The following is a 26,763-nucleotide window of genomic DNA, read 5'->3' as shown; positions in this document are numbered from 1 at the left end:
AAAAGAATGAACCGAATCGTTTATACCTTTCCAAGCTCGATGTGAAAGCTACTGATGTCTATTTAAGGGGTGAATATGGACAAGAAACGCCGAAATCCCTTGCTACGAGCGAAATTTCGAAAATCGAAAGCAATCTATATAAAGACTCTAAAAACATAGATACTAATAGATACAATATAGATACTCAAAAGTTGGACTTTTCCACAGCCCATTTCTCACCAGCAGAAATTCAAAAACAAAACCAGGATCTCATAAATCATGCTAATGACTTCTTAACTGATGAAGACAGTGGCTTACCGGTTTTCTTAGACCCCGAAGCTGTGCAACTACTTAGTTTTTGGTGCCGTACCCCGCAACAAATACGCCGGTTTATTGGTATCATCCTGAATGCTAAATATCGAGTTGAAAAGGATCATCAAGATATTGGGGTTCTAATCCCACTGGACGATGAAGAACTTAAACCTTTGATGACTAAAGCCTTGAGACGCTACTTTAACGTCCTAAGAAGCAATGAAAAGCATATCAAGAACGTGGAAAACTACTTGTACGGCACCATGCAAAACCTATTTGGCGTTTGGTGGAATAAACAAGCGGCTAGAGAATATGCGGCCAAACACCCCGAAGAACAGAACACTGACAATGAGCGTTCTTGAAATTAAACGTCATATAGGCTCGTTTAAGCCGTTTTAAGTGTTACATGCATAATTATATTAAAACTGCTTTAAAATCGCTTAGAAGTAAAAATAGCTGCCTTAAGTGGCCGAATTGACGATAGCTGAGCTAGAAAACGGGATAGGAGCTTTTTAAATGACCAAACCCAGCAAAGAAATCGAAACAATTGATCAATTGTTGGCTGACCCCTGGGCAGTCAATATTCAAGACATTTGGGAGCAAACGGCATATAATCCAGATCCTGATAAACGCAAGCTGTTTGACGCGTTACACACTTACCTCTTAGATAAAAGCCAGGAGCAAATTATCAACGAAAAGCATTTTGTGATTTAACATGAGTGAGCTAAAGAGATACATCATTGTGGCTGGGATAAACAAACGGCGCTGGTAAAAGCACTTTATATCGCGCGAGGCCCGAATTATTTACTCACTCCAAACGATTAAATGCCGATGAAATCCTACAAAAAATGGGTGGTGATTGGCATAAAGAGCGTGATAATTTTAGGGCAATGCTTGAAGAAATAAAACAACTCCACGCGGCTTTAGATACCGGGCAGAGTATTCATATTGAAACAACCTTGGCTGGCCAAGGTAGGGCGCAATTTAATTTAATCGATCGGGCCCACAAGAATGGCTTTGAAGTAACGCTTTTATACGTGGCGTTAAAAAACGAAAAAGTCGCAATTAATCGGGTTCATGAACGAGTCAAAAAAGGTGGGCACGGAGTACCAGACGAAGTTGTTAAAAAACGCTATAATCAATCAAACCATAATTTAGCAGCGGTTGCATTCAAAGCTGATAACGTTGTGATCTACGATAATAGCCAAAAATTTGTATCAGTTTATAGACGAGAGCATGACCAGGTGATCAAAAATAATTTGCGTGATTTTCCTTGGATAAATCCCAAAATTACCTTTGAAGCAGCTATACAGAAACAACTAAAAGACTTTGCTAAACACAATCCAGAAATTAAGCCAAAAAACAATCCTGAAAATAAAAACGATCGGCCTAGTTATTAGGTTGATCGTTTTTTAATTTATCCGGTTTATGGGCGTTAACATAGTCAGCAAATGTTTTTAAAAGTTCTTCGGTTTGTTCGACCGAAAGGTTATCAGCTTGAAAGTATTTTTCGAGCAAAGCCCCTTTTTGAATTAATCGGCGAGAACGGACTTTGCGTGCTTGGCGGCTTTCATAGTATTTAGATTGCCGTAATTTAAAATCTTCCCGCTCAATTTTTTGTTTTAAACGCGCTTGCTGCTCGACTAGTTTTTCATATTGATTAGACATAGAATTTCCCCATCTCGTATGGCTAATGATCTACGGACTTTACCTTTAAAAATTCAGAAAATTGCTTGGCTAAAAGCTTAATCTTATCGTTAGACAAATTAGCATAATCTAAATTGGCTTGACTGATGATTTGTTTACCTAGCCGTTGTTCAATCTTATTTTTTTCGTCCTTAATTTTTTGATTAAGGGCTTTTAATTTAGCTTCTTGTTTTTCTAAGTTACTTTGAGACATAACGATCCCTCCAATCATATTAGAAATAATCACCGACACTATATCATAAGGGAAACGTTAAGTCAAAGTATAAAAGTTGAAATAGCGAAGCGGAAGGCATACACTAAAAGTAAATTCAGGAGAATCAGCAGACCGAGTGAAACGAGGTCAATGCGCACTTATACACAACAACTAAAGTTGGTTGTGTTATTGTGCTAAACACTTGTATTAGAAGTCGCCGTTGGCGACAACAAAATCAAACCCATAAACCCAAAGAAAGGTGGTGACCGACATGGCAATTTTTCACATGAGCTTTAGTAATATTAGTGCTGGAAAAGGAAGAAGTGCAATTGCTGGAGCAAGTTATCGAAGTGGCGAAAAATTATTCGATCAAAAAGAAGGTCGAAGTTATTTTTATGCTCGGTCGGTTATGCCAGAAAGCTTTATTTTAACACCAAAGAATGCGCCAGAATGGGCGAGTGATAGAGAGAAATTATGGAACGAAGTTGAAAGAAAGGACCGTCGAGCAAACTCACGGTACGCTAAAGAGTTTAACGTGGCTCTACCAGTTGAATTAAGTGAAGATGAACAGAAAGAATTATTGACAAAATATGTACAAGAAAATTTTGTTGATGAAGGTATGGTTGCCGATGTGGCAATTCATAGAGATCACCCAGATAATCCGCACGCTCATGTGATGTTAACTAACCGTCCATTTAACCCAGACGGAACGTGGGGATTGAAAAGTAAACGAGAAAACATATTAGACGAAAATGGGAACAAGACTTATACAGGAAATAGTCGTTTCCCAAGATCAAGAAAGGTGTGGTTAGTTGATTGGGATAAAAAAGAAAAAATCAATCAATGGCGGCACAATTGGGCGGCAAGTGTCAATCAGGCTTTGGAGCAAAAAAATATTCCCGATCGGATCAGCGAAAAATCATTTGTGGAACAGGGAATAGCTGACACACCAATGCAACATGAGGGAATCAATAGCAAACGGCATGAAAGAAAAGCATTTAACCAACAAGTTAAGAACTATCGCAAGGCCAAAGCCAGTTATAAAAATAACCAAGAAAAAGTAATCAATAGAGGTCATTTAGATAGCCTAAGTAAACACTTCTCGTTTAATGAAAAACGGGTAGTCAAAGAGTTAAGCCATGAACTGAAAACTTATATCAGTTTGGAGAACTTAGATGATAAGCGGCGCATGCTATTTAATTGGAAAAACAGCACCTTAATTAAACATGCGGTTGGTGAAGATGTGACTAAACAATTATTGACAATTAACCAACAAGAAAGCTCACTCAAAAAAGCAGATGAACTCTTAAATAAAGTAGTTGATCGCACTACGAAAAAACTTTATCCAGAGCTTAACTTTGAACAGACCACGCAAGCTGAAAGACGAGAATTAATTAAGGAAACCGATAGCGAACAAACAGTTTTCAAGGGTAGTGAATTAAACGAACGTTTAATGAATATTCGTGATGATTTGTTGACGCAACAATTATTGACCTTTACTAAGCGGCCATACGTTGGTTTTAAGTTATTAATGCAACAAGAAAAGGAAGTCAAAATCGAGCTTAAATATACGCTAATGATCCACTCTGATAGCTTAGAAAGCCTAGAACACGTCGATAAAGGACTACTAGAAAAGTATTCACCAGCAGAACAGCAAAAGATTACGAGAGCAGTCAAAGACCTACGGACAATCATAGCAGTTAAGCAAGTCATTCAAACGCAATACCATGAGGTATTGAAAAGAGCCTTTCCTAATGGTGATTTAGATGATCTTTCACTAGTTAGACAAGAACAGGCTTATACAGCCGTGATGTACTATGATCCAACTTTAAAGCCATTAAAAGTCGAAACAATGGCACAATGGCAAGAAAACCCACCGAGGGTTTTCAGTACCCAAGAACATCAATTAGGGTTAGCTTATTTGTCGGGGCAGCTGAGCTTAGATCAGTTAGAAAATCATCATTTACAACGAGTTTTAAAGCATGACGGAACGAAACAAATTTTTCTTGGTGAGTGTAAAGATGATCCAACTATTAAAACCAGCCAGATTGAAAAAATCCGAAAGCAGTTAAAAGAGCAACAAGCTAAGGACGACCAGTGCCGAAAAGCAAATATCGGACATTATCAACCACTGAACTACAAGCCAGTTAGTCCAGACTATTACTTAAAGACGGCCTTTAGTAACGCAATCATGACCGCCCTATATGCCCGTGATGAAGATTACCAACGGCAAAAACAGGCGCAAGGTTTAAAGGAGACTGAGTGGGAAATGACGAAAAAGCAACGGCAACACCAAACTCGAAACCGGCATGAAGATGGGGGCATGCACTTGTAATGTAAATGTAAAAACAAATGTACACAAGTGTGTTCAAATGGTGCTATAATTTAGTTAATTATTTAAGCAAGGAGTTACCTGCATGTGGCAAGACAACACGAATGGATTAGTTTATCCCAAGCCGCTATCAAGCTAGGGCATGACCGATCATATGTAAGCTTATGGTTAAGGCGGCACCCAAATAGCATGCCCGAAGAATATTTAATGGAAACCGGCACAGTTAAATTAATTTCATTGGAAGGCATTGAATGGATAAAGAAACAATCAAAAAAAGAGGGCGTCCTCGTCAGCAATAGTAGTGCTAACGAGGATCAGCACCTAGAAGTTACGATTCTGGGTGTCACCCTCCTAACAATCCATTTTACCGGGCGGGCTAGGGGAAAGCTAGTTGTTGAGCCAAATCATCGAAAGCTTGTAAGGGATCGTGGGTAATCGTGATCACACGATCATTCAGTAGAATCATGGTCATAGGTACCGTATTGTATTGATCAAACCCCGTTTCACTAGTCGTTTCAACCGGGTAACGCAAAACAATCAACCCTGGTACCTGATCTGCCGGATTTAAGCCTTCCACTCGTGCATTTTCATGTTGATCGGTTGCTGCCGCCAGATAGGTTGCTGGCAGCCCGTATGTCGTCGCCAGCGTCTGTAGTTCTTGAGGCAACGGCGCCGAAACTCGAATCCAGTTGGCCTGATCGTCTGTGGCTACCTGCATATTTCCTCGTGGCTGGATCTGATAACGCGTAATCATTTCAACACCTCTTGGCCGTATTAAAGCGCGTTTACTGGCGCAGAGGCCGTTCTGTATGCACCCTTGTCCGCGATGCCAATCCCGTCCAAAATGCTCATACGCAGATTGCTACACGCGCCAGTTCACGTTCTCTTTTATTATAACGTATCTATCCTCCCCTTCGGCCACTAGTTGCCAAGGCTGGTAGAATAGTCAGTGAGGTGATGATTTTGAAAGTAACACTTGAACGCATCTACCAAAAACCGCAAGCATCCGGATTCCGTGTCCTTGTTGACCGAGTTTGGCCACGTGGCATCAGCAAAGTTAACGCTGCTTTGGATTTATGGGCCAAAACCATTGCGCCGTCCACTGAGTTGCGGAAGTGGTTTGGTCACGACCCTGAAAAGTACCCTGAATTCAAGAAGCGGTACTTAGCTGAGTTAGCAGCTAATTCTGACCTGCCAGACTTCATCAAAACATTGAAGCAACATGAACAAGAGCCAGTCATTATGCTCTATGGTGCCAAGGACGAAACGCATAACCAAGCCGTTGCTCTAAGCGAACTACTCAAAACAAAGTGAGGTCACTATGCCAAGCAAAGCCGAATTTCGCCCGCTTCAGTTAAAACGTCTGAAAGCCGCCCAGAAAGCGACTCAGGCTGCCAGTGCAGCGCTTTTGGCCGCACTAGTTCAAACACCTATGTGGCAACGTGCTCACAGCATCGGTGTTACCGTAAGCGGACCGTTTGAAGTCCCAACCGAGCCAATTATTCAGGCGGCCCACGACGCCAATAAAGCTGTCTACTTACCACGGGTCATGCCCAAGCGGCAAATGGTTTTCCTACCTGATCCTGGCAAAGACAAGCTGATCACCAGTGCTTTTGGTATCCCGGAGCCGCCTTATCAAGCCGATCAGATTCATGCCGCCCCTGATCTCATTTTGGTGCCTGGCATTGGCTTTTCGCTGGCTGACAAGTACCGCATCGGTTTTGGTGGCGGCTATTATGATCGCTTCCTGACAACTTATCGCGGCACCACGATCACACTGGTACCACCCGTGATGGCGTTTCCGCAAGTGGCTTGGCCTGTGGAGCCGTTTGATGTTCCAATTCAAACCTTGATTCTTGCTAATGGGGATGTCATTGTGTAACGGTTAGGCTAAGCATTTGGTAAAAGATTGCCTTTCTACTGGACATTCCTTATATTAAAATAAACCTTTTTCATCTTATTTCAGGGGGCACAATATGCGACGTGAACGTATTCGCAAGAATCGTCGAACGCTTTATCTCACGCTCACCGGTATTGGTACCGCGGTTATTTTTGTAGCTGTTTTTATGTGGCTCGTTCTTCGCGGTGCTAAAGTTCAAGGCCCGGTGACATCTTCCAGCAGCAGTGTTTCATCTTCGGTCGCCGTCACGCACCCATTTAACAGCGGTACTCATAAGGCTTCGGGCACGGTCATCGATCTAGACCGCGATCAACATGACTTAACCGTCTATGTTAAGCTGACAGATGACCAAGCCTACACTCGCCTGCTCATTCTCGATCCTCATGGGCATCCATTTGTCGTCAACGACACCGGCAGTTTTAAGCGTAAAAATGGCAAACTAACATTGACATCCGAACACGCTAATGTTTATGAATATGCCAGTGCGACGACGTACAAGAACAATAAGCCGACTGCCGTTCGCCAGTATTCAGTCGATGGCGCGACCGGCACTGTTCGAAGCTACGCCAAGACGCTCACATCCGAGTTGAACAACACGATTACGCTGAAAAACAAAACACCGCACAGTTATCGCTATGTTGAGGCCAATCTCACCACTGAGCCCATCGCCGCTCCGCCAACTCTCTGCTTTCTATCCTAGTATTCGAGCTAGATTGCCCATGGCACTGCCTCTTGAAGCGTTTAAGACAGTGGCAGGCGCCTGCGAAGTTAACGCGAACTACCGTTATTTCACCAGCTCCCAGAAGAAAGATGAACTTGCCAGAATATAACACACCTTATCTTGTTGCACGTGAAAACTTGGTGTTACACTTACTCATATCACATTCAATTGGAGGCATAACATGGCTGATTTGTGGCGGACAATTTCTGAACGGCACGGCGAGTTGCTTAGTGCCTTGGGGCAACATATCGAAATATCCTTAATTGCCTTGATGATCGCCGTTGTGATTGCGATTCCATTGGCCGTTTGGGTCCAGACGCATCACAAAACCGCGGCAGTGCTGCTGCAAGTGACTGGTGTTTTGCAAACCATTCCTTCGTTGGCCTTGTTAGGGTTGTTGATTCCGTTTGTGGGTATCGGGACACTGCCAGCGATTATTGCTTTAGTGGTGTATGCTTTATTGCCGATTTTTCAAAATACATATATCGGTTTACGCGATATTGATCCTTCCTATGAAGAAGCAGCCGATGCGTTTGGCATGAGTCGATTGCGGAAGTTGTTCAAAGTTGAATTGCCCATCGCCTTACCGGTTATCTTGTCGGGTGTCCGGACGGCAATGGTCATGATTATTGGAACCGCGACGCTGGCAGCTTTGATCGGCGCCGGTGGCTTAGGTACGTTCATTTTGCTAGGTATTGATCGAAATGATGCGGCGTTAACGTTAATGGGTGCTTTGGCAGCAGCGCTATTGGCGATTGTCTTTTCGTGGCTCTTAAATGTCATGCAAAAAGTGAGTTGGAAGGTCAGCGTCGGGGTTGTGGCGGTTGCCATCTTTGGTATGGTTGGCAGCCAAGTATACACTTATGTGACCGCACCAAAGGAAACTATCACGATTGCGGGAAAACTAGGCAGTGAACCGGATATTTTGATCAATATGTACAAAGAACTCATTCAAAAAGCTGATCCTGATGTCGGGGTCACGTTGAAATCGAACTTTGGACAGACGAGCTTCTTGTACAATGCGTTGAGAACCGATAAGATCGACATATACCCTGAGTTTTCCGGGACGGTTCTGGCAAGTTTGACGAAACCATCTGCCGCTCAGCAACAACAGGTGACGGCTGGTAAAGATAATTATCCACTTGCAAAGAAACTGCTTGCTAAACAAGGCCTGAGCTATCTCAAACCGATGGCGTATAACAATACCTATGCTTTAGTCGTTAAGGAAAGTTTTGCCAAGCGTTATGATCTGCATACCATTAGCGATCTTGGCAAAATTGCACCATCCATTCGCGCCGGATTTGATTTAGAGTTCATTGACCGGCAAGATGGGTATAAGGGCATCCAATCAAAATACGGCTTGCAGTTTAAGGTGGATTCAATGGATGCTTCCTTGCGTTACCAAGCTTTAGATCGCGGGCAGATCAATTTGACCGATGGGTATACGACTGATGCGCAATTGCGGCAATATCATCTGGTGGCGTTGCAAGATGATAAGGGGTTGTTTCCGATTTATCGCGGTGCACCATTGATGCGAACGGCCTTTGCCGAAAAACACCCGCAACTTGTAGCTGCATTGAACAAGTTGGCTGGTCAAATTACGGAAAAACAGATGCAGACCATGAATTATGCCGTGAGTGTTAAGAACGAAAAGGCCGCAACTGTGGCTCACCGCTATTTGGTTCAGCATGGCTTGCTGAAGGAGGTGCGCTGATGGCATTGATCAGTCTTGAACACGTCACAAAGGAATATGACGGCAAGCCCGTGGTCAACGATCTTAGCCTGAAGGTCGATCAAGGGGAGTTGTTTGTGCTAGTCGGCACCTCCGGCAGCGGCAAAACCACGACGCTGAAAATGATCAATCGTTTGGTTGATCCAACGAGCGGCGTCATCGAATTTGCCGACAAACCGCTCACCAGTTACAAAATGCGCGACTTGCGGTGGGATCTGGGGTATGTCCTGCAGCAGATCGCCTTGTTTCCAACCATGACAGTGGCGCAAAACATTGCCGTGATCCCCGAAATGAAGGGCTGGTCGCGCCAAAAAATTCGGACGGCAACAGACGAGTTACTCACAACAGTTGATTTGCCGCCAGCCGAGTACCGCAATCGCATGCCAAGCGAATTATCCGGCGGGCAGCAGCAACGCATCGGTATTTTGCGGGCCTTAGCATCACGGCCTAAGGTGGTCTTGATGGACGAACCGTTCTCAGCATTAGATCCGATTTCCCGCACTCAGCTTCAGGATATGCTGCTGCATTTACATCGTGCCTTGAAGAACACTGTCATTTTTGTGACCCACGATATGGCTGAAGCGATGAAACTTGGTGATCGGATCGGCGTGATGCGCGGTGGCAAACTCTTGCAGGTTGATACGCCGGAAAAAATTGCGACTAATCCAGCTAATGATTTCGTGGCGGATTTGTTCAAGGGAGCGCAAGCCAATCAGGGTCTGCAGGTCACGCTCAGTCAGTTAGCACCATTTGCAGCGGATGTGTCGGCCCGGCATGCGGTTGGCGGCAACTTGACGCTGGCCGAGGCGTTGCCGCTTTTAGATGCGCATGAGGCGTTGCACGTGAATAGTGAACATGGTGCGTTTGTGGTCAATACCCATAGTGTTGTCGCCTATCTCGCAAGTGCATTTGTCGATCAGAACACAGAGACGAAGGAGTGATCGTGATGGCTTATGATTATGGAACGATTGTGATTGGTGGCGGCCCAGGCGGCTTAGCAGCAGCTTACGGTTTAGCAGCAAAGCAAAAAGTATTAGTCGTTGAAAACGATTTGTGGGGCGGCACCTGTCCCAACTATGGCTGCGATCCGAAAAAAATGCTGTATCGCGGTGTCGAAGTTAAAAATGCTGCCTTGCGCATGAATGGCTTTGGGATCAGCGGGACGGCGAAGATTGACTGGCCATCCTTAATGGCATTCAAGCGCAGTTACACAACGGGCGTACCTGCTGGCACATTGAATGGCCTGACTCATGCTGGGATCACGACGTTGTATGGTCATGCTCAGCTTTTAGGTGAACATGCTGTCAAAGTTGGCTCCCAAAACGTGACCGGTGAACATATTGTGATCGCGACTGGGCACACGCCTCGTTATCCGGACATTCCAGGGGCCAATCTGCTTAAAACGAGTCGGGATTTTCTGGACCTTGATCAGTTACCAACCAGCATTGCCTTCATCGGAGCCGGTTATGTCAGTGTCGAACTGGTCAACATTGCTGCAGCGGCTGGCGCAGAGGTGCATATCATCGGTCATTCTGATCGGTTGTTACGGGCATTCCCAAAAGTCGCTACCGAAGCTTTAAAACCATTGCTTGCCAAGACCGGGATTCATTTTCATCCTAACGTCAAACTGACTAAAATCACGCCCTTAGGTACCATGACCCATCTACATGCTGATAACTTCGATTTGAATGTTGACATGGCAATCACTGCCATGGGTCGTATCGCCAATGTTGCCGACCTCGGGCTAGCCAATGCTGGTATTAAGGCTGATACGCGTGGTATTCCGGTTGACGACCATCTTCGCACCGCAGTTGAGACGATTTATGCAATCGGCGATGTCAATTTGAAGCCACAGCCTAAATTAACACCGGTGGCCGGCTTCGAAGGCAGCTATGTTGCCGAGCAGATTTTAGGCGATCCGACCCCGATCACCTATCCAGCTATTCCAAACATTGTTTTTGGTCCGACTGAGTTAGCCAAAGTCGGTGTGTCACTGGAGACGGCGGAAGCAGCACCTGATCAATACACCGTCAAGCACAACGGGACAACCCACTGGTACACCTATAATCGAATTCAGGATCCTGACGCACAAGTTTGGACCATTGTCGACAAAAAGACCGGCCGACTTGCCGGTGCTGTCGTCTTAGCCAGCTTGGCTGAGGACTTGATCAATACCTTCGCAGCGGCCATTGATGCTGGTGAAAAGCCGAGTGATTTAAACAAGATCTATGCTTATCCAAGTGCGCAGAGTGATTTGCAGTATCTCTTTTGATATGGGATGATATGACCTTAATTGGTATGTCCTAGATTGCAATAATAAAGTTACCACCTAGAAAGAGGCTTGCTCACTGCTTGAACTGGGGTTTGCCAACGGAGACATTTTCTAGGTTTGTTATTGATAAGCGCTGTGGCTTGTTGAATATCGGTCTCTGAAACCTGATCAAACTGTGTTCCCTTCGGGAAATAGTAGCGAAGTTCTCGATTGAACCGTTCATTTGTGCCCCGTTCATTCGGGTGATAGGCGTGGCAAAAGTAAACCGGTATCCGATAGCGCTTTGTAAGCGCCTGATCGCAGGAAAACTCTTTACCGTGATCAACCGTCACTGATCGAACCGGACCCGGAAAGTCCACCATCAGTCTTGCAAATCCCTTGAGAACAGCATTTTGTGATAAGTTTTCAAGCTTAGTTGTCGCCATTAAACGTGTCACCCGATCGACAATGGTCAAAACAGCAGCCTTTGACCCGCGACCACCGCGAACTGTATCCATCTCTAAATGTCCTTTTTCGGTTGGCCGATTAGCTGACTCACTGCGAATCTCAATTGAGGTGCCTACTGCTTGGTTATAGCGCGACCGAAGGTCTTGTCTTCTTTTATGACGTTTACCGTGATCAAAGAGTTGGCTTGGCTGAAAATCGACTTGTCTTTGATAAATCCAGTGGTAAATCGTGTGTGGCGCACAGTGAACGGCATAACCGACCATTTCAGGGGACCAACCTAGGTTTAGCTTCTCAGTTACCATCCGCTTCAACTTAGGCGTTAAAATCGAGTGCCGACCACAACGATGCCGACAAGTATCGGCATGATCCTGAGCTATAATGGCGCAGTAATCACCTTCAGGGCAACGGTGAAGCTCATGCCTAATAGAAATACGAGAGCGGCCTAAGGTCGCGGCGATGTATTGAATCGTGTGGTGTTGCATCAGTTCTATCTGAGATCGTTCAATTAAGGTTATAATGGCCATGGGACCTGTCCTTCTCTCTAGATGGTATGTTATGCAAACACCATTTTAGCAAGAACGGACAGGTCTTTTTTCACATTTTCTGGGTGGTAACTTTAATTATGCAATCTAGGAACGCAAATTGCGCTCGAGAAATATTGCTTGGATAATCTGGCATGACAAACTCCTCAGTCGGTTTTCCACAATTCTACCAGATTCAGCAGATACTAGACAGGTTCTAAGAGGCATTTCACCATACTAACAAGAAAACCAAAAATTCCCAGATCATTAATTTAACATATCGTATCAAACCACGCCTGGAATATTATCTAGGCGTTTTTTTAATGTCATGGTATTTTCTGGCAGAAAGGTTGCATTATTGTGACTACAGTTGTAAACTAATAAGTGTTAAGAGGCTACAAACGTAAACTTAGAATTCAATTAATGGAGGAAGCCAATTGCAGGATGCAAAGAATGTAACCATCACCGATTCTGAATGGATGGTTATGAGAGCAATTTGGACAATGGGACATGCGACTAGTCGTGAACTAATCGATGCTATGAACGAATTAGAAGGCTGGTCAGCTTCAACAACCAAAACGCTACTTCACAGGTTGATTCAAAAACAGGCGGTTGCGCAGCATGGCGGCAGTCGACCATTCACGTATAAGCCGGTTGTTGGCGAGAAGGAATCAATGGCGGCAGCGGCAGATGATTTGTTTGACCATATGTGTGCGATGCGGGCTGGTTCAACAATTGCCGGCGTTATTCAGTCAAGGGAACTCTCACGGGCGGATATTGCGAACTTACAGGCGATTCTAGCTGAAAAGGCCAAAACAGCGCCCGAGGAAGTTCAGTGTAACTGCTTGCCAGGTGATCAAACGTGTTAAGACTGTGGTGTTCTGTCTACTTTTAGGATTGCTGCACAAAAATCCAGAATCTGGGATTTCAGATGGCGGAAATTTATGAATTTTTGTCGTAATTCTCATTCATATAGTGGCATGGTGCTCCGCAAAGCAGAAGCCTAAATATAAGAACCTGGTGGAAAAATCCCGAGCCCGGGGATTTCCACACAAGGAACTTATGTTCCGGCTTCTAACCGCTTTGCTACGCACACTTATTTTTAGGGGGTCGATAATCATGGCAAATAAAGAGGACCATATGAACATGAAAAACATGAGTGCTAAGAATATGGAAAATAATGAATCAAATATGAGTCATATGGATCATGATGACATGAAAATGGATCACGATATGACCGAAACGGATCATAATCAAATGAACATGGACCACGATATGGCCGAAATGGATCATGGTCAAATGAACATGAATCACGAAACTATGAATATGAGTGGGATGAATCACGGTGATATGGATATGGCTGGGACCGACATGATGATGCACGGTGGCTCAATGATGCATATGGGGAATTTGAAAGTTAAATTTTGGGTCTCCGTTGTCTTAGCGATTCCAGTTTTACTGTTAGCACCAATCATGGGTTTAAACGTTTCCATCCTTAGTTTCAGTTCACCGCTAATTGTTGGCATTATCATCGTTTTGTTTGATACAGCACTTTACTTTTATGGCGGAATGCCATTTTTAAAGGGGGCTAAAGCGGAAATTCAGGATAAATCTCCTGAAATGATGACGCTAGTAACCCTTGGAATTTCCGTTTCGTATTTCTACAGTTTGTACGCATTTATTGCCAACAACTTCTTGAACCCGGCAAATCATGTAATGAATTTTTCGTTCGAACTTGCAACCCTGATTTTAATTATGCTTCTAGGACACTGGATTGAAATGAATGCATTGATGGGGGCTGGGGATGCCTTACAAAAGATGGCGGCCCTGTTGCCTAAGACGGCCCATCTAGTTACAGATAATGGTGAAACAAAAGAAGTGCCAGTATCTGATTTAAAAGTTGGTCAAGCTTTCCAAGTGCGTTCAGGTGAGAGTATTCCAGCCGATGGTGTTATTACGGCTGGGGAGTCGACCGTGAATGAAGCACTGGTAACCGGTGAATCTGCTGCCGTTACCAAGAACGTTGGCGATAAGGTCATTGGTGGTGCAACCAATAATAACGGGACGCTAACGGTTAAAATTAGTGGTACTGGTGACTCCGGCTATCTTTCTCAAGTAATGAAAATGGTTCAAAATGCCCAGCAAGCTAAATCTAAAGCAGAAGATAAAGCTGATTTAGTTGCCAAGTATCTATTTTACGCGGCACTTGGTGTTGGGATTATTGCTTTCTTTGCCTGGTTACCCCAGGGATTGGCGACTGCAATGACGATCATGGTGACCGTCTTCGTGATTGCTTGCCCGCATGCATTAGGATTAGCGATTCCATTAGTGGTTTCTCGTTCTACTACGATTGGCGCTCAAAATGGGCTATTAGTTCGAAATCGCCAAGCCATTGAAGCAAGTCAACATGTTAGCCACGTTCTCTTGGATAAAACTGGCACGTTAACAGAAGGTAAATTTACGGTGAATGCATTGATTCCAAATGATGGGATTGACGAAACAACGTTATTAAGCCGACTGGCCGCCCTTGAAAATAATTCGACTCATCCGCTGGCCCAAGCAATCATTACTGAAGCCCAAGCGAAGGACATTGAAGTCGTTGCGGCTGAAAAGTCTCAAAATATTCCGGGCGTTGGTATTTCCGGTAATGTTGATGGCACTGACTATACGATTGCTAATGGTAACTATTTAACGAAGCAAGGGATCAGGTTTGACGAGGCCGCTGCTGATAAATGGGCTGCTAAGGGTAATTCCGTCAGCTTCCTATTGCAGGGCACCCAAGTTCAAGGAATGGTTGCTGAAGGCGACACCATCAAAGCGGGTGCTAGGGAATTAATTAGTGGTCTTCAGAGGCGAGGAATTACCCCCGTAATGCTCACTGGCGATAATCCAAAAGCCGCGGAACACGTTGCTAACTTACTAGGATTGACTGAATTCCATGCAGGCCTATTACCAGATGATAAGCAAAAGATTATTGCTGATTATCAAGCAAAGGGCAATCACGTCATCATGGTTGGTGACGGCGTAAATGACGCACCAAGTCTTGCCGCGGCCGATATTGGAATTGCAATTGGCGCCGGAACCGATGTTGCCATTGATTCCGCTGATGTTGTGTTGGTTAAATCAGAACCCAGCGATATTTTACATTTTCTTGATTTGGCTAAAATCACAAATCGGAAAATGGTTCAAAATCTCTGGTGGGGAGCAGGCTACAATATTGTCGCAATTCCACTCGCTGCCGGTGTGTTGTCATTTATTGGAATCATTCTAGACCCAGCCGTTGGTGCTGCGGTCATGGCGATGTCGACAATTATCGTGGCAATTAATGCGATGGGATTGACTGGTGAAAAGATTAAAAACGTGTAATTAAGTGATGTATACTTATTATAGAAACAAAGCAAAAGGAAGTGAAACTATGTCACAATGGATTCTGATAGCCCTTTTTCTTCTAGCACACCCACTCATGATGCTATTTATGCACAAGGGTATGCACGGTGGCTCTGGTAGTATGGGCGGCTGTGGAAACAACACTCAACAAAATTCCAATAATACTGAAAAGCCACGTAAAAAAGTCAATTAACTTGGGGGTATATATTATATGAAAATATTAACTGGTAGTCGCGGTGATGAGGTCCATGAACACCTTTACGAAAATGGTCAAAGACGGGTTGGTCATCGTATACTAAAGAAAAATACAGTGACAAACAACGGAGAATTTCACCCTGTACCTGGAAATATAGTTCTCATTCCCTTAAAAGGGACGGTGAAACTGACCACACCAGATCAAGAATGTACAATCAAAAATGGTCAACTTGCAATACTTGGACCAACTGATAGTTTTTACTTAACTGCAATTGATGATGTTGAATTTGTCGGTGTTGTTGATATTAAATAGCTCAAAAAGAGTGTCACATGGCACTCTTTTTTATATGGCGAATTGTAGAATGAGGTTAGCCAGTCATTGGCAAGATGACGGGAAAAGGGATCACGAGCTTGATTGGGGAAAGTCAGAAGGTAATGAACTTCAATGGTAAGCCAAGGTGATATATTTTATGTTAACTTTAATCCAAGCCGTGGTCATGAACAGAATTGGAATCAAACAATGTGGTTCCGATGAAGAATTGGCCGCAATTGTTGAAAAGGCGCCTAAAGATTTTCTCGTTTACACGGGCGAAGATGCTCAGAGCTTGACCACCCTCGTCTTGGGTGGTCAGGGAACGATTTCAGTGGCGAGTCATTTATTTGGAAATGAAATGGCGACGATGCGCCGCGCCTTGAACCACGGCGATATCACCCAAGCAGGGCAAATTCAACGACGTTTAATGCCGAAGATGGCAGCACTATTCACACAACCCTCACCGGCACCCGTCAAAGCGGCGCTGAACGCCCAACACTGGTTAGTCGGAAGCACGCGCCTACCAATTTTACCGTTAACCACCAATGAACAAAGTCAACTACTCAACAGCTTAAAATAATGCAGAACGGTTGGTAGTACCTGGCAAAAGCGCGTATACTGAAACTAAAATAATTAGGAAAGTGGTGACCATGATGTGCGGTTGGGCTTTTACTGGCGGTATGCCCTTTATGTGGATGGGTGGCGGCTTGGGCATTATCAGCTTACTGATTCTGTTAGCCGTTGGTGCTTACTTTTTAGGGACACGTTCACGCCATCACGATTAAAGTTCTCATTGGGATAATCAAAAAAGACTTTCAAGGCACGGCTTGATAAAGTGAACCCTTAAAATTGGACAACTTTATTAAGCTGCTTTCTGGACGGTAAGTTCCCGGTATTTTACCGGGGACTTGCCGTCCAGTTTTGTTTTGATGCGCCGATGATTGTAGAAGTCTATCCATTCGTTCATAGCTTCGATAAGCGCTGTTTTGGTCTCAAAATGTTCATCCATAACCTCGACTTTCATAATGTGAAAAAACGACTCCATGGCGGCGTTGTCGAGACAAGTGGCTTTACGTGACATACTCTGAAATACATGGTGCTCTTTAAGCGTGTTTTGCCAGTGGCGATGCTGATACTGAAATCCTTGGTCAGTATGGACAGTCGTCCGATAATCTAACACCGGTATTCGATTTGGCTGGGCCTAGAATAAAAAGTGTACAAGTTAAATAGAGACTCTGATTTAGTATAATTAAGGAAGTAAATTGGAGGATCAAATAATGACGAAGCACAGTTATGACAAGGAATTTAAGGAACAGGCCGTTCAGTATTACTTAGATAACAAGGATCACATGACCATGAATGAAATAAGTAAGAATCTAGGTATTGGGGCTAGTACATTACATAAATGGATTAAGCTATTTACTGAGACTGGGGAGTTTGGCCGTGGCTCCGGTAATTTTGCCAGCGATAAGGACAAGGAGATTGCACGACTAAAGCGTCAACTTCGTGACGCTGAAGGAGCGATCGAAGTATTAAAAAAATCAATCGGGATTCTGAGCAAGTAACTACCGAAAAGGTATACCAAGAAATGGACGTTCAGCACGCTTTGGAATCCCACCCTTCCATCAATGGTATGTGTGATTATGTTGGAATCTCAAGAAGTGGTTACTATCAACGAGAAAAGCGTCATAATCACCAATCACCGCGAAAGCTTCGGAAGAAGTTTATTCAAGGTGAAATTAAAGCAATTTGGCACAAAAGCCTTTGTATTTACGGTGCCGGCAAAATCACCCAAGAACTTCGCTCAAAAGGATATAAGATCGCTGAACGAACTGTTGGTAAGTATATGCGTGAACTTGGCATTCACGCCGTTTACCTAACCCCTTGGACGACTACCACTCGCAATTCTAAGTTTGATAAACAGCTAATAAATATTTTAGACGAGCAGTTCAATCCATTGCGACCAAACGCCGTTTGGTGCATTGACACTACTTATATTCCAGTTCATGACGGATTCGTTTATTTAACCAGTATTATGGACTTGTACTCCCGACGGATCATTGGTTGGGACTTATCTGAAACCTTGGAGGTATCGAATGTCATCCCACTTATTGAAAAGACTAAGCACAGTCGCCATATTAGCAAGCCATTAATCATGCACAGTGATCGTGGTAGTCAGTTTACGTCTGAAGCTTACAATCAAGTTACAGCTAACATGACATTAAGCTATTCAAAGAAAGCTTATCCTTGGGATAATGCCTGCATTGAGTCGTTTCATGCCTTGATTAAGCGTGAATGGATAAATCGGTTTAAAATCCATTCATACTCCGAAGCTAAACGACTAGTTTTTCAGTACATTGAAACGTTTTACAACACAGTTAGAATTCACAGTCACTGTGGATTCAAATCACCAAAGCAACTTGAAGATGAGTATCAAACTCAAATTCAAAATTTAGTCGTGGCATAGGACAAAAAAGTCTCTATTTAAATTGTCTATTTTATTGACAGGGGACCAGTCAAGCTGTGGCCACTTTTGTGGAACGTAAGAGTCGCCTGATAATTGTTAAACGGCTCCATGGTCGCGACAGTCAGTCCATGACTCAATCCGTACTTGAACTAGCTAGTCAACTTCAAGACAAGCTCAAGACGCTTACCGTGGATCATGGTAAAGAGTTCGCTAACTATCAAACAATTGAACAGCTAACAGGTACTCAGGTTTATTTTGCCCATGCTTATTCACCACATGAACGCGGTAGTAATGAAAACCGTAACCGAGTTTTGCGACGGTTTATTCCCAAGGGACAAGCCATTGAAGAGCTGAGCGATCGCCAGCTGGTTCAAATCAATTGGTATCTGAATTCCCGACCACTTAAATGTCTTAACTGGCACACACCAATCGAGATCTTCTTGCTTAATCTACGTCACTAAATTCGTTCAAGTTATTTCTTGCAATCTGCCTCTTTCAAAAAAATCTGTCAAGCCTTTTTTCAAATTAACTTAACCACTTCTGTTCATCTAGTAATGGAATCACTCGCTCAAAGGTTGTAATCGGCCGATCATCTTGCTGATAGAAGTGCTTTTTAATGTCTTCAAAATCTGTATAGTTCTTAAACGCTGGAATCTGGGCCAAGCGCTTTGCATAAGCCCAAAGTGCCGGGTAATCTGTTAATCGGTGCAAGCTTAATTTATTTTGATAATAATAAACTAAATCAAACCTTAGCAAAGTGACGTACAGCCGAACATCTAATTGCGTTAGCTTATCACCCCACAAGTATTTTTGCTGCCGCAAAACCTGGTCAAATTTAGCTAAATGATCAAAAAAAATCTGCACTAATTTTTCATACTCAGCTTGTGATTTAACGGTTGTAATTTTCCCAGGCAAACGATTGATGTTTTCTAAAATATCAGCTGCTGCAGTTTTGAATTCACCAATCCGAGTTTGCGGGAAAAATTCGATCTGCTTCTCATTGGCATAACGTCCCCATTTCAAAGCCAATTCATCTAAAAGCGTATTGGTAACATTATTGACGACTTTCCCAGTTTTAATATCAACTAACGCTGGAACGCTAGAACGGCCCTCAAAACTCGGCAGAGCTTTCTGATAATTTTGCGATAGACGCGTTGTTTTTAGGACTGGATCTGCGAAATCATCACGTTCACCAAACCACCAATCAGTTTGGATTCCATTGCGGCGCAAAGGATAAATGACACCCTTGGAAATTACTTGATCTAATCCTAAGTAATCAATTTCAATCGCTACTTGAGTTGCCCAGGGACAAAACCTGCCAAGGATCAAGCGATAGCGACCAGCTTCAACTGGTAGCTCATTGGTTGAAAAACGTTTATCAATTGTTACGGTTGATTGCGTAACGGTCGTTGGTTGCTTGGGCTGAAATTCACATGTTAAATTTTCTGTCATAATTTTACCTCCCACTGATATTTTGATTATAAAACGTTGCTGATTTAATTGGGTATTTGTTGCTCAGCATTTAAGAATTAGCTATTTTTTTGAGAGCGTAAAAGACCGCAAGGCCGTGATCAGTGACTTTAAACAAGTTCATCGGGCCGCCAACCGTGAAGCAGCCGAACTGAAACTGAATGAGTTCGCCAACAACTGGCATCAGACCTATCCCAAATTAATCAAAGATCTGCTTAAAATGCCGAATTTACTCACTTTCATGGACTTTCCACCAGCTATCCGGCAGTCACTATACTCCACTAACCTGATTGAGAACTTTAATAAGCATCTCAAGCGCACCACCCACCACAAAGAACAATTTCCAACGGAAGATTCACTGGATCGCTTCCTGGTTTCTCAGTTTAATGTTTATAACGAGAAGTCTCTGAAGCGGATCCACCGAGGATTCAAAGGACTCCAGGACACCTTGGAAGCATCATTTATTTAAGTTAGATACATATTATATGTACGAAGGCATTTCATTTACACAAGATTCTTGACGCTACCTATAAATGACGTGCTTGCTAATACTTTAGGATTTGTAGTTGGTTATTATCTATCAAAGTTAATTGATAAATAACCCGTAGGTAAATTTATTTGGGTCTAGAATTTTTGGTGTTGGAAAGTATTTCCATTCCAAAAGTACTAGGCCCTAATTTAAAAAGCCATTGATAATGGATCAAAAAAGGCCACTAGGGTATACCCTATTGGTCTTTTTTGCTTCTGTGCTATACTAGGAATTACAAATGTTCATTAGAACTGTCCAAAAGGAAGCGCTAAAAATGGCTAAAATCGGGTATGCCCGGGTAAGTTCCAGAGAGCAACATTTAGATCGACAGTTAGCGGCTTTAAAGGGCGTTGATAAATTATTTACGGATAAATTAAGTGGGGCTAACACTAATCGGCCAGAACTGCAAAAAATGTTGGCCTATATTCGTGAGGGTGATATTGTAGGGTCTAGAATTTTTGGTGTTGGAAAGTATTTCCATTCCAAAAGTACTAGGCCCTTTTTGATAACAAAAAAAGGCATCTAAGCCTCCCTAGTGCTATGCTTTAAGCGACAAAACTCAACAGTTGTGGCCTATTTTTTGATGCTGTATAATTAAAGGGTTAGAAACGTGTCATTACTTAATGACATAAATAAGGAGTGAAAAAGATGAAATATGGCTATGCGCGGGTCAGTACCACTATATGGTGATACTGTAATTTTGACGTTAATCTGCGGCATGAAGTTTGGCCGACCGCGAATACAAGTGACTAATTGAATAAAATCTGATTGCGTTGCTCGCTGGATGCGGATGACGTGTTGATCAGAGAAACAAAACTAAACGCAAGCGTGCAGAACTTCTGGACGCTTTTTTGCGTTGAATGAGGTGTCACGGTGGAAAGACGGGGGATGTCGCAGTAGAAATACCAAAACGCGTGGCCCTGGGTACCATGCGATGATGGTAGCTGGGGCGGTTCTGACTGCCAGTCACTGACTTGATAATCCCAAGTCGGAAGCCCCAAATAATTGCGAAAATAAATTATTTAATTTTTAGGGAACAAACCACTAGTATTCTAAAACCAAAGTTGATATACTACCAAAGTTTGCTTGATTGTTTGGTTAACGGGAAAATGATTACAAGCAGGCCATCTTAATTAACGAAAGGAGTGCGAAAATGAACGATTTAACAAAGGGGAAACCATTAAAATTAATTTTCTGGTTTACAGTTCCATTACTAATCGGTAACATTTTTCAGCAATTTTATAGTTTGTCAGACACGTTGATCGTTGGTCAGACACTTGGGGTCAAAGCCCTAGCAGCTGTCGGGTCAACGGGGAGTGTCCAGTTCCTGATTATCGGGTTCGCGCAAGGCTTGACGGCCGGGCTGTCGATTTTAACGGCGCAACATTTTGGTGCCCGTGATTTTAAAGCAGTTCGGCGGAGTTTTGCCATCAGTATCGTGGTCAGTCTGATCGTCGGTATTATTTTGACGGTACTGTCACTGATATTTGTGGACCATATTTTGTTGCTGATGCAGACGCCGACGGATATTATCGCGGATGCCCGGACCTTCTTACAAATCATGCTTGGCGGGATGTTAGCCCCGATTGGGTTTAACTTGTTGTCGAACATCATTCGCGCACTCGGCGATAGTCGGACACCGTTGTGGTTTCTGATTATCAGTGCCTTAATTAATATTGGCCTCGAATTACTGTTCATTCTGGTCTTTAAGTGGGGCATCGCCGGTGCTAGCTGGGCCACTATTCTGGCACAAGCGATTGCGACCCTGATGTGCGTCGTGTATATCATGGTCAAGGTGCCGATTCTGCACATTGGCTGGCGCCATTTCAAGCTAGTCTGGGCAGAAGTACGGGCACATTTGAACGTCGGCTTACCAATGGCGTTTCAAATGTCGATCATTGCGATTGGAACGATTGTCTTACAAGCTGCGCTGAATAGTCTCGGAACGAACTCTGTGGCCGCAACGACTGCCGCTCAAAAAATTGACCAATTGGCGACGCAACCGCTGATGTCGTTTGGGGTCACGATGGCGACCTTTGCGGCTCAAAATTACGGCGCCTACAAGTATGAGCGGATTATTACGGGTGTCAAACAAACGATGTGGCTGTCGGGGAGCTTTAGTGTCGTTGCTGGTCTGATTGAAATTATCTGGGGCAAGCAACTGGTCGGCTTCTTCGTTGGTCATCAAGATGTGGCCGTCCTGAACTTGTCGCAGACGTATTTCAACGTCATTGGGAGTACTTATTTGTTACTGTCGATGCTCTTCATTATGCGTAACACGCTTCAAGGTCTGGGTCGCAGTGCGATTCCGACACTGGCCGGGGCTGCGGAACTATTTATGCGGGTGTTCGCTGCTTTGATTTTGGTTCGACTGCTTGGTTACGCCGGGGCATGTAGCTCAGAGCCACTAGCCTGGCTGGGATCGTGTGCCGTACTTTTGCCAGCGTACATTAAGTCCGTTCGTGATTTGCGGCTTCAAGAACGCATGACGACCGTGGTCGCTGAAGAACCGACGCCTATTTTGGCGGATTCCGACAACTCATAATTAAGACTTGCAACAAGCTGGATTTTTTGATAATATTTGTTATCAATTTTGTTTTAAAGACTTATAAGATGATTGCACGAAAGACGGGGATTAGTAAACGCACGCAACAGCGGAGGTTTAAATTGATTTCTTAATCAAGCATAGAAAGGTAGGAAGATGTGTGGACACAATAACTTTCTCACCTAATCCATTAGATCAGAAAACAATTAACTTGATGGACTTGCCAGAAGAATAACTTTAGTGATTTCGGTAGATTGTAAAATTAATCCGAACGCTGTTCGGACAAAAAAGATCAGCTTCCTTTAAAATGGTGTTTACCACAAACCCATCTTTTAGAAGCTGATCTTTTGTCTAGTATAACCTATTCCGAACGAATTAAAATCGAAACCTTTTGTGAACTAGGGCTGTCCAATATCCAAATGGGCGTTCGGCTGAACCGATCACCGTCAACAATTTCTTATGAATTATCTCGATGTCAACCTTATCAGGCTGAATTAGCACAAACAGATGCCGAATACAAGCAATCACGATGTGGTCGGAAAACTAAGCTGAGCGATGAGTTAAAGCAAAAAATTCTCAACCATTTACGTCTAAGCTGGTCACCAAAAATGATTGCTCACGAATTTAAACTAGCTACTAAATCTATTTATAATTGGCTAAATCAGGGGAGAATTGGTTTCTCCTTGAATGATCTACCTGAACATGGCGTACGCAAACGGCGTAACGTTGACCAACGATCCAAATATAATCAATCTTTGGGGCGATCAATTGAACAGCGTCCCATGATGATTAATCAACGTAATCGCATCGGCGATTTTGAACTAGCTACAGTCGTTGGTCCTCGTGGGCATAGTAAGGCAGTTTTATTAACTTTAATCGATCGCAAATCACGGTTCCTTTGGGCATACCGGTTAAAAGATCGGACGACAGCGACTGTTAATGAAGCCCTAACTAAGTTCCTAACCACTTTTAATGGTCCGGTGCACAGCTTTACGGTGGACCGTGGCACTGAGTTTAGTGGGCTAGTATCACTTGAATCACAATATGGTATTAAGACCTATTACTGCCATGCTTATACGCCAGCTGAACGTGGTAGTAATGAACGCTTTAATCGGAATTTACGTTATTTTTATCCTAAAGGGACTCGTTTTGAGCACATTAGTGCTCAAGATTTAACGACGACGTTACTCCAAATTAACCAGCGACCGCTTAAAATACTCGACTGGCAAACACCGTATCAGGTTATGCTGACAAATTTGTCCAAAAATTCGGATTAAATTTGCAATCTACCCCTTACCAAGTCATGCTGACTAATTTGTCAAAAAATTCGGATTAAATTTGCAATCTACCTCTTTGTATTTAAATTAAGAAAAGCCAGTTGATAATGTGCAAGTCAATGATAAGTATTTGAAATCAAAATTATAAGTGGACATGTTTTGAGTTAAAAAATGAGATTAACTACTGATGATGTATTTGATTCTACACTATTTTTACGAAAAATATCATCATAATTCAATGTCTAGTTCGAAATTTATAATTAGAAACCTTTTTGGGGCAAATTACATGGATACTATTTCTTAGTTAAAATATGAGTCTAGTGACTATCGGTTGAAACTAAAGCAACTTTTTTGACAACGCTTACCAACATGCTGTAATCTTATTTAATATATAACAAATAATCTATATACTCTTTTCCATATCTAAAATCATATGATTAGGAAGATACAAGTATGAATGATAGAAAATGCACGCGAAAAAGCTGGCCGGAAGGGCGGAAAAGCAACCGCTAAGTCACATGATAAAAATTTTTATGAGAAATTAGGAGAAAAGGGTGGCGAAAAGACCGCCAAGACACACGATAAGGATTTCTATCGTGAAAACGGCAAAAAAATGTGTCCAAAATTAGTTGTAGTAAGATTAAAATACACCTCAGATTGGGGTAATTTACCCCCTGCCAAGTAAATAGATAATGCAATGACATCTATTTACTTGGCAGGGAGGGGGTTTGATTTAGAAAATCTTTGTAAATCACTATTATACAAGGAGGACTCCATGACATTAACAAATTATGCTTTAAAAAATAGTCGTTTAACTAAAGTTGATTTGGATAATAACTCTGCTATCTGGAGGAAATTAGTTGATCCAAGCAAAGCTGAATTATCATTTATTTCTAAAAAAAATGGGAATCAATGAAGATGTCTTGACAGGCCTGATAACTAACGATGATACTCGCTGTGAAGAAATTAGCAGTACCGAGACGCCTTTTGTTCTTTTATTAGTTCTTTTATTTCCAGATATTTCACATGTTAATTTGAAATTGGATAACTTGATATCTAATGTTTTTATTTTTATCTTGTCTGATGAGATTATTACTTTATTTAACTATAGTTTTTCTAATATTTTAGAAAATGTTCAGAAAGAGACGGCCCATCAAAATAACGAATCATCTATGTATATAGCTTTAAAACTTATATTATTAGCTTATAAAAAGATGCTATCTGACTTGCGCACGATAAAAGATCGTATTGACCACTTAGAAAGCCAAATGAATTCTTTGGGGCCTAATAAAACTGTCTTTTTAGAATTGTTCAATCTTCAAAAACTTATGATTGTTATTGAATCTACCTATAAAGAGGATGAATCAGTTTTAAAATTGATTAAACACCAGGGAAGCTTTTTTCAATTAAATTTAACAATTAATAAGAGTTTGTTTTCTAATATTTCCAATCAAAGAAGCCTTATTAACAGTACCTTAATTTCTTACAAAAAATTTTTAAATCATATTGGTGGTTTAATCACGAATGTGGTTTCTTTTCAGCTTAATATCATCATGAAGACATTGAGCGAGTTATCAATCGTTTTAAGTATCCCCACCATTATTTTTGGCTTTTGGGGGATGAACACGAAGGTACCACTTAGTAATGAATCCCACGGTACAGTTGTTATAATTACTGTTTCACTCATCTGCTCAATCCTTGTTTATAACTGGCTTAAGAAGAAAAAGTACCTATAACTGACAAAAAAGGTTTTCCAATTGTTATTATTAAAGAACATATATGTTTAGTCGTAAGAAAATTGCATTAACTTATGCTAAGAAGTGGTGTCGGAATATTGATATTGCTACTTAAGAGATTAACTTGGACTTTAACTTTACGATTAATTGACTAAAAAATTTACTTAATTGTAAATAATGGAGGTTATTGAAATGCCTTGGAATGAACAAAATTACCCACCATCAATGAAAAATTTGAAAAAAGTGGTTCGAAAAAAAGCTATTGAGATCGCAAATGCGCTTAAAGAAAAAAATTATGACGATAAGCGGGCCATTTCAATTGCTATGGAACAAGCGGAAAAATGGTATCAACATCGCTCTGATTTAAAAGACGACACTCCATTCAAGAAGAATTTAAGGAGGCATAGCTAATGATATCACTTTTGGAAAAACACCCAAACAAAATTACTCCTCATATACCAATAGAAAAGCCTAAAAAGCAATTACCACAAAGATTTCCAGTAAAGACTCCGCCTGAAAATCCCCAAATAAATCCAGAAAAAATATACCCTGAAAAACAACCTGAAGAGCCGGTTAGGCGTGATTAATAAGCCGTTTATGTTAGATTACAAATTCCAATTTGAAGGGGGCCACATAAATCAGAGTGAATTCCCATGAGGCATACTAAATACAATATTGGAGACTACGTTTTAAATTGCAAATAATTCGGATTAAATTTGTAATCTACC

General features: G+C 42.4%; 27 protein-coding genes and 10 pseudogenes. 31 read left to right on the top strand and 6 right to left on the bottom strand.

What is annotated here, in order from left to right:
• The 3 genes and pseudogenes from GSM_RS13195 to GSM_RS13185 all read left to right on the top strand — a co-directional run.
• Positions 1–653: pseudogene (locus tag GSM_RS13195) on the top strand (replication initiator protein A); the annotation flags it as partial.
• Between the two features lie 154 nt (positions 654–807).
• The gene (locus GSM_RS13190) at positions 808–1,005 is read left to right on the top strand and encodes a hypothetical protein (RefSeq protein ID WP_003691009.1); all 198 of its coding nucleotides are present in this window, start codon (positions 808–810) and stop codon (positions 1,003–1,005) included.
• Position 1,006: 1 nt separating this feature from the next.
• A pseudogene (locus GSM_RS13185) lies at positions 1,007–1,691 on the top strand (ATPase).
• Here GSM_RS13185 and GSM_RS13180 read toward each other — a convergent pair.
• A complete protein-coding gene (locus GSM_RS13180; protein ID WP_003691012.1) occupies positions 1,681–1,959 on the bottom strand; it encodes a hypothetical protein in 279 nt (92 codons plus the stop codon). The pseudogene GSM_RS13185 and the gene GSM_RS13180 overlap by 11 nt on opposite strands.
• A gap of 22 nt (positions 1,960–1,981) precedes the next feature.
• Positions 1,982–2,209 carry a hypothetical protein gene (locus GSM_RS13175; RefSeq protein WP_076621456.1) on the bottom strand — a complete coding sequence of 76 codons (228 nt, stop codon included), beginning with the start codon at positions 2,207–2,209 and terminating at the stop codon, positions 1,982–1,984.
• A 253-nt stretch (positions 2,210–2,462) separates the two neighbouring features.
• Here GSM_RS13175 and mobQ point away from each other — a divergent pair, with 253 nt between their 5' ends.
• The gene (gene mobQ / locus GSM_RS13170; protein WP_003688720.1) at positions 2,463–4,526 is read left to right on the top strand and encodes a MobQ family relaxase; all 2,064 of its coding nucleotides are present in this window, start codon (positions 2,463–2,465) and stop codon (positions 4,524–4,526) included.
• Between the two features lie 84 nt (positions 4,527–4,610).
• Positions 4,611–4,958: a hypothetical protein gene (locus GSM_RS15450; protein WP_076621455.1), complete on the top strand. Its 348-nt coding sequence runs from the start codon at positions 4,611–4,613 to the stop codon at positions 4,956–4,958.
• Here GSM_RS15450 and GSM_RS14430 read toward each other — a convergent pair.
• Positions 4,903–5,277 (bottom strand): annotated as a pseudogene (locus GSM_RS14430) (CorA family divalent cation transporter); the annotation flags it as partial. The gene GSM_RS15450 and the pseudogene GSM_RS14430 sit on opposite strands and share 56 nt — an antisense overlap.
• Positions 5,278–5,480: 203 nt before the next feature.
• On the opposite strand from GSM_RS14430, the gene GSM_RS13160 reads away from it, so the two are divergent.
• The 6 genes and pseudogenes from GSM_RS13160 (at position 5,481) to GSM_RS13135 (ending at position 11,148) form a co-directional block, all read left to right on the top strand.
• Entirely contained in the window at positions 5,481–5,837 is a 357-nt protein-coding gene (locus tag GSM_RS13160) for a DUF488 domain-containing protein (RefSeq protein ID WP_029327459.1), read from the top strand.
• Between the two features lie 7 nt (positions 5,838–5,844).
• Entirely contained in the window at positions 5,845–6,405 is a 561-nt protein-coding gene (locus GSM_RS13155; RefSeq protein WP_003569255.1) for a 5-formyltetrahydrofolate cyclo-ligase, read from the top strand.
• Between the two features lie 94 nt (positions 6,406–6,499).
• A pseudogene (locus GSM_RS14425) lies at positions 6,500–7,075 on the top strand (hypothetical protein); the annotation flags it as partial.
• Between the two features lie 250 nt (positions 7,076–7,325).
• Positions 7,326–8,858: an ABC transporter permease/substrate-binding protein gene (locus GSM_RS13145; protein WP_003688730.1), complete on the top strand. Its 1,533-nt coding sequence runs from the start codon at positions 7,326–7,328 to the stop codon at positions 8,856–8,858.
• Positions 8,858–9,817, top strand: a complete 960-nt coding sequence (locus GSM_RS13140; protein WP_003688732.1) for an ABC transporter ATP-binding protein — start codon at positions 8,858–8,860, stop codon at positions 9,815–9,817. Before GSM_RS13145 ends, GSM_RS13140 begins: the two co-directional genes overlap by 1 nt.
• A gap of 5 nt (positions 9,818–9,822) precedes the next feature.
• Complete coding sequence (locus GSM_RS13135) at positions 9,823–11,148, top strand: dihydrolipoyl dehydrogenase family protein (protein ID WP_003688734.1); 1,326 nt, start codon at positions 9,823–9,825, stop codon at positions 11,146–11,148.
• A 50-nt stretch (positions 11,149–11,198) separates the two neighbouring features.
• On the opposite strand, the gene GSM_RS14420 is transcribed toward GSM_RS13135, so the two are convergent.
• Entirely contained in the window at positions 11,199–12,119 is a 921-nt protein-coding gene (locus tag GSM_RS14420) for an IS30 family transposase (protein ID WP_029327458.1), read from the bottom strand.
• Between the two features lie 434 nt (positions 12,120–12,553).
• On the opposite strand from GSM_RS14420, the gene GSM_RS13125 reads away from it, so the two are divergent.
• The 7 genes and pseudogenes from GSM_RS13125 to GSM_RS15535 all read left to right on the top strand — a co-directional run bounded on the left by GSM_RS13125 (position 12,554) and on the right by GSM_RS15535 (position 16,796).
• Complete coding sequence (locus GSM_RS13125; RefSeq protein ID WP_003688738.1) at positions 12,554–12,985, top strand: CopY/TcrY family copper transport repressor; 432 nt, start codon at positions 12,554–12,556, stop codon at positions 12,983–12,985.
• Positions 12,986–13,235: 250 nt separating this feature from the next.
• Positions 13,236–15,482 carry a heavy metal translocating P-type ATPase gene (locus GSM_RS13120; protein WP_010078397.1) on the top strand — a complete coding sequence of 749 codons (2,247 nt, stop codon included), beginning with the start codon at positions 13,236–13,238 and terminating at the stop codon, positions 15,480–15,482.
• Positions 15,483–15,531: 49 nt separating this feature from the next.
• Positions 15,532–15,696 (top strand): DUF2933 domain-containing protein, encoded by a 165-nt coding sequence (locus GSM_RS14825; RefSeq protein ID WP_003688746.1) that lies wholly within the window; start codon positions 15,532–15,534, stop codon positions 15,694–15,696.
• Between the two features lie 18 nt (positions 15,697–15,714).
• The gene (locus tag GSM_RS13110) at positions 15,715–16,011 is read left to right on the top strand and encodes a hypothetical protein (protein ID WP_002817475.1); all 297 of its coding nucleotides are present in this window, start codon (positions 15,715–15,717) and stop codon (positions 16,009–16,011) included.
• Positions 16,012–16,066: 55 nt separating this feature from the next.
• A pseudogene (locus tag GSM_RS14820) lies at positions 16,067–16,150 on the top strand (PbsX family transcriptional regulator); the annotation flags it as partial.
• Positions 16,151–16,168: 18 nt separating this feature from the next.
• On the top strand, positions 16,169–16,591 hold the full coding sequence (locus GSM_RS14415) for a dihydrodipicolinate synthase family protein (protein ID WP_003688748.1): 423 nt from the start codon (positions 16,169–16,171) through the stop codon (positions 16,589–16,591).
• Positions 16,592–16,661: 70 nt separating this feature from the next.
• Positions 16,662–16,796 carry a hypothetical protein gene (locus GSM_RS15535; protein WP_003645890.1) on the top strand — a complete coding sequence of 45 codons (135 nt, stop codon included), beginning with the start codon at positions 16,662–16,664 and terminating at the stop codon, positions 16,794–16,796.
• 77 nt (positions 16,797–16,873) lie between these two features.
• Here the strand turns inward: GSM_RS15535 and GSM_RS14815 are convergent.
• A pseudogene (locus tag GSM_RS14815) lies at positions 16,874–17,188 on the bottom strand (transposase); the annotation flags it as partial.
• A gap of 100 nt (positions 17,189–17,288) precedes the next feature.
• On the opposite strand from GSM_RS14815, the gene GSM_RS13085 reads away from it, so the two are divergent.
• The 3 genes and pseudogenes from GSM_RS13085 to GSM_RS14410 form a co-directional block, all read left to right on the top strand.
• Complete coding sequence (locus GSM_RS13085) at positions 17,289–17,576, top strand: transposase (RefSeq protein ID WP_003688751.1); 288 nt, start codon at positions 17,289–17,291, stop codon at positions 17,574–17,576.
• 23 nt (positions 17,577–17,599) lie between these two features.
• Complete coding sequence (locus tag GSM_RS13080; protein WP_003688752.1) at positions 17,600–18,478, top strand: IS3 family transposase; 879 nt, start codon at positions 17,600–17,602, stop codon at positions 18,476–18,478.
• Positions 18,479–18,528: 50 nt separating this feature from the next.
• Positions 18,529–18,939 (top strand): annotated as a pseudogene (locus tag GSM_RS14410) (IS30 family transposase); the annotation flags it as partial.
• 64 nt (positions 18,940–19,003) lie between these two features.
• Here GSM_RS14410 and GSM_RS13070 read toward each other — a convergent pair.
• Complete coding sequence (locus GSM_RS13070; protein WP_003688755.1) at positions 19,004–19,930, bottom strand: glutathione S-transferase C-terminal domain-containing protein; 927 nt, start codon at positions 19,928–19,930, stop codon at positions 19,004–19,006.
• 97 nt (positions 19,931–20,027) lie between these two features.
• Here GSM_RS13070 and GSM_RS13065 point away from each other — a divergent pair.
• The 10 genes and pseudogenes from GSM_RS13065 to GSM_RS15150 all read left to right on the top strand — a co-directional run.
• Positions 20,028–20,417 (top strand): annotated as a pseudogene (locus GSM_RS13065) (transposase); the annotation flags it as partial.
• Between the two features lie 334 nt (positions 20,418–20,751).
• Positions 20,752–20,922 (top strand): annotated as a pseudogene (locus GSM_RS14405) (recombinase family protein); the annotation flags it as partial.
• A gap of 708 nt (positions 20,923–21,630) precedes the next feature.
• Positions 21,631–23,022 (top strand): MATE family efflux transporter, encoded by a 1,392-nt coding sequence (locus GSM_RS13055; protein WP_003690776.1) that lies wholly within the window; start codon positions 21,631–21,633, stop codon positions 23,020–23,022.
• A gap of 59 nt (positions 23,023–23,081) precedes the next feature.
• Positions 23,082–23,156 (top strand): annotated as a pseudogene (locus GSM_RS15155) (recombinase family protein); the annotation flags it as partial.
• A 213-nt stretch (positions 23,157–23,369) separates the two neighbouring features.
• The gene (locus GSM_RS13050; protein WP_010078393.1) at positions 23,370–24,299 is read left to right on the top strand and encodes an IS30-like element ISLpl1 family transposase; all 930 of its coding nucleotides are present in this window, start codon (positions 23,370–23,372) and stop codon (positions 24,297–24,299) included.
• A 457-nt stretch (positions 24,300–24,756) separates the two neighbouring features.
• Complete coding sequence (locus GSM_RS13045; protein ID WP_003687815.1) at positions 24,757–24,984, top strand: general stress protein; 228 nt, start codon at positions 24,757–24,759, stop codon at positions 24,982–24,984.
• A 90-nt stretch (positions 24,985–25,074) separates the two neighbouring features.
• Complete coding sequence (locus GSM_RS15245; protein ID WP_156648670.1) at positions 25,075–25,215, top strand: hypothetical protein; 141 nt, start codon at positions 25,075–25,077, stop codon at positions 25,213–25,215.
• Entirely contained in the window at positions 25,160–26,035 is an 876-nt protein-coding gene (locus GSM_RS13035) for a CorA family divalent cation transporter (RefSeq protein ID WP_003687814.1), read from the top strand. Before GSM_RS15245 ends, GSM_RS13035 begins: the two co-directional genes overlap by 56 nt.
• Before the next feature lie 192 nt (positions 26,036–26,227).
• Positions 26,228–26,446 (top strand): DUF2188 domain-containing protein, encoded by a 219-nt coding sequence (locus tag GSM_RS13030; RefSeq protein WP_003687813.1) that lies wholly within the window; start codon positions 26,228–26,230, stop codon positions 26,444–26,446.
• Positions 26,446–26,622 (top strand): hypothetical protein, encoded by a 177-nt coding sequence (locus GSM_RS15150; protein ID WP_020090529.1) that lies wholly within the window; start codon positions 26,446–26,448, stop codon positions 26,620–26,622. The genes GSM_RS13030 and GSM_RS15150 overlap by 1 nt, the downstream gene beginning before the upstream one ends.
• Positions 26,623–26,763 lie beyond the last annotated feature (141 nt).

This window comes from Liquorilactobacillus mali KCTC 3596 = DSM 20444, assembly GCF_000260415.1.
Lineage (GTDB): Bacteria > Bacillota > Bacilli > Lactobacillales > Lactobacillaceae > Liquorilactobacillus > Liquorilactobacillus mali.
This window is presented reverse-complemented; position numbering and strand designations above follow the sequence as displayed.

Coding starts and splice junctions, on each gene's coding strand:
- GSM_RS13190 (WP_003691009.1), top strand. CDS start 808: ATGACCAAACCCAGCAAAGAAATCGAAACAATTGATCAATTGTTGGCT.
- GSM_RS13180 (WP_003691012.1), bottom strand. CDS start 1,959: ATGTCTAATCAATATGAAAAACTAGTCGAGCAGCAAGCGCGTTTAAAA.
- GSM_RS13175 (WP_076621456.1), bottom strand. CDS start 2,209: ATGATTGGAGGGATCGTTATGTCTCAAAGTAACTTAGAAAAACAAGAA.
- mobQ (WP_003688720.1), top strand. CDS start 2,463: ATGGCAATTTTTCACATGAGCTTTAGTAATATTAGTGCTGGAAAAGGA.
- GSM_RS13160 (WP_029327459.1), top strand. CDS start 5,481: ATGATTTTGAAAGTAACACTTGAACGCATCTACCAAAAACCGCAAGCA.
- GSM_RS13155 (WP_003569255.1), top strand. CDS start 5,845: ATGCCAAGCAAAGCCGAATTTCGCCCGCTTCAGTTAAAACGTCTGAAA.
- GSM_RS13145 (WP_003688730.1), top strand. CDS start 7,326: ATGGCTGATTTGTGGCGGACAATTTCTGAACGGCACGGCGAGTTGCTT.
- GSM_RS13140 (WP_003688732.1), top strand. CDS start 8,858: ATGGCATTGATCAGTCTTGAACACGTCACAAAGGAATATGACGGCAAG.
- GSM_RS13135 (WP_003688734.1), top strand. CDS start 9,823: ATGGCTTATGATTATGGAACGATTGTGATTGGTGGCGGCCCAGGCGGC.
- GSM_RS14420 (WP_029327458.1), bottom strand. CDS start 12,119: ATGGCCATTATAACCTTAATTGAACGATCTCAGATAGAACTGATGCAA.
- GSM_RS13120 (WP_010078397.1), top strand. CDS start 13,236: ATGGCAAATAAAGAGGACCATATGAACATGAAAAACATGAGTGCTAAG.
- GSM_RS14825 (WP_003688746.1), top strand. CDS start 15,532: ATGTCACAATGGATTCTGATAGCCCTTTTTCTTCTAGCACACCCACTC.
- GSM_RS13110 (WP_002817475.1), top strand. CDS start 15,715: ATGAAAATATTAACTGGTAGTCGCGGTGATGAGGTCCATGAACACCTT.
- GSM_RS14415 (WP_003688748.1), top strand. CDS start 16,169: ATGTTAACTTTAATCCAAGCCGTGGTCATGAACAGAATTGGAATCAAA.
- GSM_RS15535 (WP_003645890.1), top strand. CDS start 16,662: ATGATGTGCGGTTGGGCTTTTACTGGCGGTATGCCCTTTATGTGGATG.
- GSM_RS13085 (WP_003688751.1), top strand. CDS start 17,289: ATGACGAAGCACAGTTATGACAAGGAATTTAAGGAACAGGCCGTTCAG.
- GSM_RS13080 (WP_003688752.1), top strand. CDS start 17,600: ATGGACGTTCAGCACGCTTTGGAATCCCACCCTTCCATCAATGGTATG.
- GSM_RS13070 (WP_003688755.1), bottom strand. CDS start 19,930: ATGACAGAAAATTTAACATGTGAATTTCAGCCCAAGCAACCAACGACC.
- GSM_RS13055 (WP_003690776.1), top strand. CDS start 21,631: ATGAACGATTTAACAAAGGGGAAACCATTAAAATTAATTTTCTGGTTT.
- GSM_RS13045 (WP_003687815.1), top strand. CDS start 24,757: ATGATAGAAAATGCACGCGAAAAAGCTGGCCGGAAGGGCGGAAAAGCA.
- GSM_RS15245 (WP_156648670.1), top strand. CDS start 25,075: ATGACATTAACAAATTATGCTTTAAAAAATAGTCGTTTAACTAAAGTT.
- GSM_RS13030 (WP_003687813.1), top strand. CDS start 26,228: ATGCCTTGGAATGAACAAAATTACCCACCATCAATGAAAAATTTGAAA.
- GSM_RS15150 (WP_020090529.1), top strand. CDS start 26,446: ATGATATCACTTTTGGAAAAACACCCAAACAAAATTACTCCTCATATA.